The 4957-nt window shown below is 62.8% G+C and carries 6 protein-coding genes and 1 pseudogene; 6 read left to right on the top strand and 1 reads right to left on the bottom strand.

Going from position 1 to position 4957, the window contains the following annotated elements; all coding sequences use genetic code 11:
- Window positions 1-8 precede the first annotated feature (8 nt).
- The 3 genes and pseudogenes from AX702_RS04495 to AX702_RS04485 all read left to right on the top strand — a co-directional run.
- A pseudogene (locus AX702_RS04495) lies at window positions 9-512 on the top strand (IS21 family transposase); the annotation flags it as partial.
- A 38-nt stretch (window positions 513-550) separates the two neighbouring features.
- Window positions 551-1180 (top strand): MFS transporter, encoded by a 630-nt coding sequence (locus AX702_RS04490; protein WP_056433076.1) that lies wholly within the window; start codon window positions 551-553, stop codon window positions 1178-1180.
- Window positions 1181-1312: 132 nt separating this feature from the next.
- Window positions 1313-2035 carry an SIMPL domain-containing protein gene (locus AX702_RS04485; protein ID WP_042491065.1) on the top strand — a complete coding sequence of 241 codons (723 nt, stop codon included), beginning with the start codon at window positions 1313-1315 and terminating at the stop codon, window positions 2033-2035.
- Between the two features lie 128 nt (window positions 2036-2163).
- On the opposite strand, the gene AX702_RS04480 is transcribed toward AX702_RS04485, so the two are convergent.
- Entirely contained in the window at window positions 2164-2592 is a 429-nt protein-coding gene (locus AX702_RS04480) for a VOC family protein (RefSeq protein WP_066776641.1), read from the bottom strand.
- 92 nt (window positions 2593-2684) lie between these two features.
- Here AX702_RS04480 and AX702_RS04475 point away from each other — a divergent pair, with 92 nt between their 5' ends.
- The 3 genes from AX702_RS04475 to AX702_RS21990 all read left to right on the top strand — a co-directional run bounded on the left by AX702_RS04475 (window position 2685) and on the right by AX702_RS21990 (window position 4828).
- A complete protein-coding gene (locus tag AX702_RS04475; RefSeq protein WP_066776638.1) occupies window positions 2685-3737 on the top strand; it encodes a helix-turn-helix transcriptional regulator in 1053 nt (350 codons plus the stop codon).
- A gap of 78 nt (window positions 3738-3815) precedes the next feature.
- Window positions 3816-4412 carry a recombinase family protein gene (locus tag AX702_RS04470; protein WP_066776636.1) on the top strand — a complete coding sequence of 199 codons (597 nt, stop codon included), beginning with the start codon at window positions 3816-3818 and terminating at the stop codon, window positions 4410-4412.
- The gene (locus AX702_RS21990) at window positions 4409-4828 is read left to right on the top strand and encodes a hypothetical protein (RefSeq protein ID WP_156455358.1); all 420 of its coding nucleotides are present in this window, start codon (window positions 4409-4411) and stop codon (window positions 4826-4828) included. The genes AX702_RS04470 and AX702_RS21990 overlap by 4 nt, the downstream gene beginning before the upstream one ends.
- The last annotated feature ends 129 nt before the right edge of the window (window positions 4829-4957 follow it).

Raw genomic sequence — 4957 nt, 5'->3', positions numbered from 1 at the left:
AGATCGGGATGCTGGTATTGGAGACGGTGTTGAGGATCCGGCGCGAGCACGCGTCTGGGAAGGCCATCAAGGCGATAGCGCGGGACCTGCACCTGTCGCGCAAGGTGGTGCGTAAGGCGATCCGGGCGCCGGAGGCGGACATGGGGTATCGGCGGGAGGTACAGCCGCTGCCTAAGCTGGGGCCGTTTCAATCGCGACTGGACGCGTTGCTGGAGGAAGATGAGGCACGGCCGCGGCGGGAGAAGCTGCGCCTCACCCGTATCCACGACCTGCTGCTACGCGAGGGGTTCGACGGCTCGTATGATGCGGTGCGCCGTTATGCGGCGCGCTGGCGGCAGGCGCGGCGTCGCGACGTAATGAATGCGCCGGCGTTCATCCCGCTGCTATTCCGGCCGGGCGAGGCTTACCAGTTCGACTGGAGCCACGAGGACGTCGAGATCTCGGGCAAGCCGATGCGCGTGAAGGTCGCGCATGTCCAGCTGTGCGCGTCGCGGACGATGTATCTGCGCGCCTAAGCGCGCTCGCCGGAACACTCGTTGCGACCGCACTGATGCTTGCCGCACTGGCAGTTGCCGCATCACGGTTCATCGTTACGCCGCGTGCCGAACAAGCGCCGCTTTTCGTCGTGCCGCGCGGTATTGTGGTTCTCCTGGCGCTACTCGCCGCGATTACCTTCCTGACGGAGGGGGCTATTCTCGACTGGGGTGCGCTGCTCCTTGCCGGCAAGGGATTGCTGGCACCCGATCAAGCGGGCCTTGGATATAGTGTCTTCGCTATTGCGATGACCGCAGGGCGGCTCACCGGCGATCGGGTGGTGGCTCGAATTGGTGATCGTCAGACCATGTTTTGGGGCGGCTTGCTGGCGCTCATGGGCTACGGGATCATGCTGCTCGCACCGGTTGCCGTGGTCGCCATGTTGGGTCTGATGTTGATCGGACTTGGTGCATCGAACACGGTGCCGGTATTGTTTCGCCAGGCTGGCGCACAGAACGCGATGCCGCCTGAGCTTGCCGTCGCCTCGATTACGACGGTTGGCTACGCCGGCATCCTGGCAGGTCCGGCTGCGATCGGTTTCGTCGCGGGGCATACCGGCCTAACGGCCGCTTTCTGGATGCTGGCGGCTCTACTCTGCCTTGTACCACTATGCGCGAGAGCGGCAGTGGCAAAAGCTTCAGCTTGAGGATGGCGTAGTTATAGGAACACCTATCCTGGGCTGACCTTTCGTTGTCCCAAAATTAGCATCCCAATGGGAAAACCTCGACCGTATCGATAGACGTGTCTTCCAGGTAGAGAACGAGAAGGAAGAACGCGGATGAGGAGTCTGATCTGGGTCGCGCCGCTATGCGCTGGTCTCGGCGCTTGCAACGCCACCCCCGATCCGATCGGCCTTCAGCCGGGCGAGACGCTGTTGTCGGTGACGGGCACCGGCCGCACCGAGGCGACGCCTGACCAGGCGCTGTTCACCGCCGGCTTGTCGAGCATCGCCGCGGATGCCCGCGGCGCGTCCGAACGGAACGCTCGCACCATGACCGCGATCACGCAGGCACTGGCAAAGTTAGGCGTCGCCCAACGGGATATCCAAACTCGCAATCTGTCGGTGAACCGCATCACTTGGGGCGCGAACAAGGGACAGTACGAGGTCGCCAACAGCGTCACCGTTCGGATGCGCGACACCGGCAAAGTAGGCGCGGCGATCGCCGCCGTCACTGACGCCGGTGCCAACATCGTGTCCGGCCCCGACCTTTCGGTCGCCGATCCGGAAAAGGCGAACCTCACCGGCTACGGAAATGCCTACAAAACCGCACGCGCGAAAGCGGACGCATATGCCGCCGCGGCCGGGCTGCATATCGTGCGGGTGCTTTCGATCCGGGATGGCGGCACTGGCGGCGAATTACCGCAGGCCGGCGATATGACGGCGATGCCCGTAGCACCGCCGCCCGTGGTCGCGATGCAGAGCGCCGCCCCGCCCGTCATGGCCGGCACGAACAACGGCGTGGTCGCGGCGCGGGTCGATTTCGCGCTCGCGCCGAAGTGACCAACAGTCGTTCGGATATCACCAGCACCCTTAGACATAGGTTTTGAGAAGCCGACTACATTCTCTCTTCACCATCCATTGTGAGACGGCGGGCGCTCAACAGCGAACTGCCCGCCGACCGGCTTCGCTCATTCGGGAGAATTGCAGACCGCCTCGATGTTGATCCCGTCCGGATCATGAACGAAGGCGGCGTAATAGTTTTCGTGATAACGCCGGATGCCAGGCGCGCCGTTGTCGGTGCCGCCCGCCTTGAGCGCTGCGGTGTAGAATGCATCCACCTCCGCGCGCGTTCGCGCCTTGAACGCGAAATGGGTGGCTTCCCCGACCCGTGCGTTACCTACGATCCAGAACAGCGGTTTGTACTGCCGGCCGAAACCGTGGATCGTTCCTTGCGTCTTTTGCTGCTCACCGCCTTGTTCAGCGTTTTCAGGCGAGAAGGTGTGCAGGAGTTTGAGCCCAAGGGGCGCCAGCGCCGCCTCGTAGAATGCCTTCGATCGCGCCGCGTCCGACACGCCAATGTTCAGGTGATCGATGATGGTGTCTTCAAAGGGGTTCACCGTCCAGGCTCCTCGATTTGTTGGGTGGATCCAATGTAGCGTGGTGCTACTGACAGCGTTCTGTCAGTAGTGACGGGGAGCGAAGACCTCACATGCGTCGTGCCGATCGCCTGTTGCAGATCATCCAAATCCTGCGCCGTGCGAATGCGCCGGTGACGGCCTCTGAACTGGCTGGAGAACTGGAGGTCGTGCCGCGGACGATCTACCGCGACATCGTCACGCTCCAGGCGTCGCGCGTGCCGATCGAGGGCGAAGTAGGCTTGGGCTACGTCCTGCGAACCGGCTACGACCTCCCGCCCCTGATGTTCAATTCGGGCGAGATCGACGCGATCGTTCTGGGACTGGCAATGGTGATGGAACGCGGCGACGCCGATCTTGCGCGGGGGGCGGAGGACGCTTTGGCCAAGGTGCAGGCAGTCGTCCCGCCCGACGTGCTGCACCAGATTCGGATTGCCAAGCTGCTGGTCCCGCATCCGCTGGAGGACGGCGTCAGCTTCGGAGATCACATTCCCCAAATTCGTGCAGCGATCCGCGAAGGGCGCAAGCTGCGTATCGACTATCAGGACGCGAAAGGATCACCGACGACGCGGACGATCTGGCCGCTTGGCCTGTACCTCTTCAGCCATGTAACGATGATCGGCGCATGGTGCGAAGTCCGAGGTGACTACCGCGCCTTCCGCGCGGAGCGGGTCAAGGGCTGCCGACCGCTGGATGACCATTTCAACGGACGCAACGGGGCGATGATGGCTGAGTTTGTCGCCCGCTTTCAATCCCAGCAGACGCCGGTGCTGCAACCGCGATCTCGTCAAGGCGTCAGCGGTTTTACTGGCCGACGACGCCGCCAACGTCCGCGCGGTTGTCGGTGCCATGATCGAGCGTACCGCCTCGGCCGAGAAGCGCCTGGGCGAGGCGACGCAGCAGGCGCAGCGGCTCCGCCAGGAGCTCAACGCGCTACGGAGCGACGCGAACAAGGATCGCCTGACGGGACTGCTCAGTCGATCCGCCGGCTCCGCAACATGACCGACGCCCGCTGCCATGCTCGAACCAAGGTGGCGGCGCGCTGGGTAATCCGCTGCGATCCGGAAATCGTCCACAAAATGCGGTTCAGATTTTCTGGACACGGCGGGTTTGTGGACAGTATTTAGAGACGGTTGGCGCCGGATTTTGCGAGTGCTGGCCCGCTCGTCCACAAACCGAGCGGATTAGGGACAGGGGGTGACACGATGCCGGACGTGCTGGGCTATGCCCGCGTCTCCACCAGCGACCAGGACCTGGAGGTGCAGCGGCGCCGACTGACCGAGGAAGCCGGCGCGATCCGGGTGTTTGACGACATTATGTCCGGTAAGGGCTTCGATCGGCCGGGCCTGACCGAAATGCTGGGCTTCTGCCGTGCCGGCGACACCATCTGCGTCGTGCGGCTCGACCGGCTCGGCCGCTCGCTCAAGGAGCTGCTGGAGACGATAGACACGTTCAAGGCGCGGGGTCTGGCGTTCCGATCGTTGGAAGAGCGCCTGGATACGTCATCGGCTGCCGGCGAGCTGGTGTTCCATGTTTTTGGCGCCATCGCTCATTTTGAACGCCGGCTCATCATCGAGCGAACCCGCGACGGCATCGCCGCTGCCCGCGCACGCGGCAAGGTGCCAGGTCGGCCGACGCTCGACACCGATAAGCTCGCGTCGGCACTGAAGCTGGTCGAGGCGGGTGTCCGGCCGGCGCAGGCTGCGAAGCAACTTGGGCTTGGACGATCCACCCTCTACCGCGAACTTGCGCTGCTCCGCAGCGCAGCACCCGATACCCCGGCGTTGAAGGCGGCAGGGTGAACGCTCAACGCAGTCAGAAAAAGCCCAAATGTACCGGATTTCCGCCGTTTAACATCATATTGAGGCTCCTCAGCTACAGAACCACAATGACCATTGATCGATCATTGCGACCGATTGCTTCGGCGGTAATTAGCGGATGCGTAGCTCTGCTTATCGTTCATTTCGCGGGTGGAGGCCGACAGGCTTCCGACTGGTCGGGCTGGATTTTTCCAGGGCTAATGACGCTATTCGCCGGTTGGGGCGTGACATTCAACTTGATGGCGTTCCGCAGCGGCCACGAAGGGCAGGCGTTCACGGTCAATTACCCCACTGAGGGTGATGAGCCGGAGCGTCCAATGTCGCCTCGCCTAACTACTGGTGTATTGGCGATCTTCTGGGTTAACGGCGCGGCGCTGTTATGGACGGCCGCCAGCTAATCGATTTACCGCCGCGTTCGTCACTGGCTGACAGTGTGTTTGAGAGTCTGCTGACATCGACTTTGAAATCCGACATCAATGACGGAGCGATCCTGCTGTGTCACGCGAACGGACGTATATGTGACGACC

This window comes from Sphingomonas sp. CCH5-D11 (assembly GCF_001557395.1).
Classification (GTDB): domain Bacteria; phylum Pseudomonadota; class Alphaproteobacteria; order Sphingomonadales; family Sphingomonadaceae; genus Sphingomonas.
The sequence above is the reverse complement of the archived record's forward strand: the minus strand, read 5'-3'. Positions and strand labels throughout refer to the sequence as shown.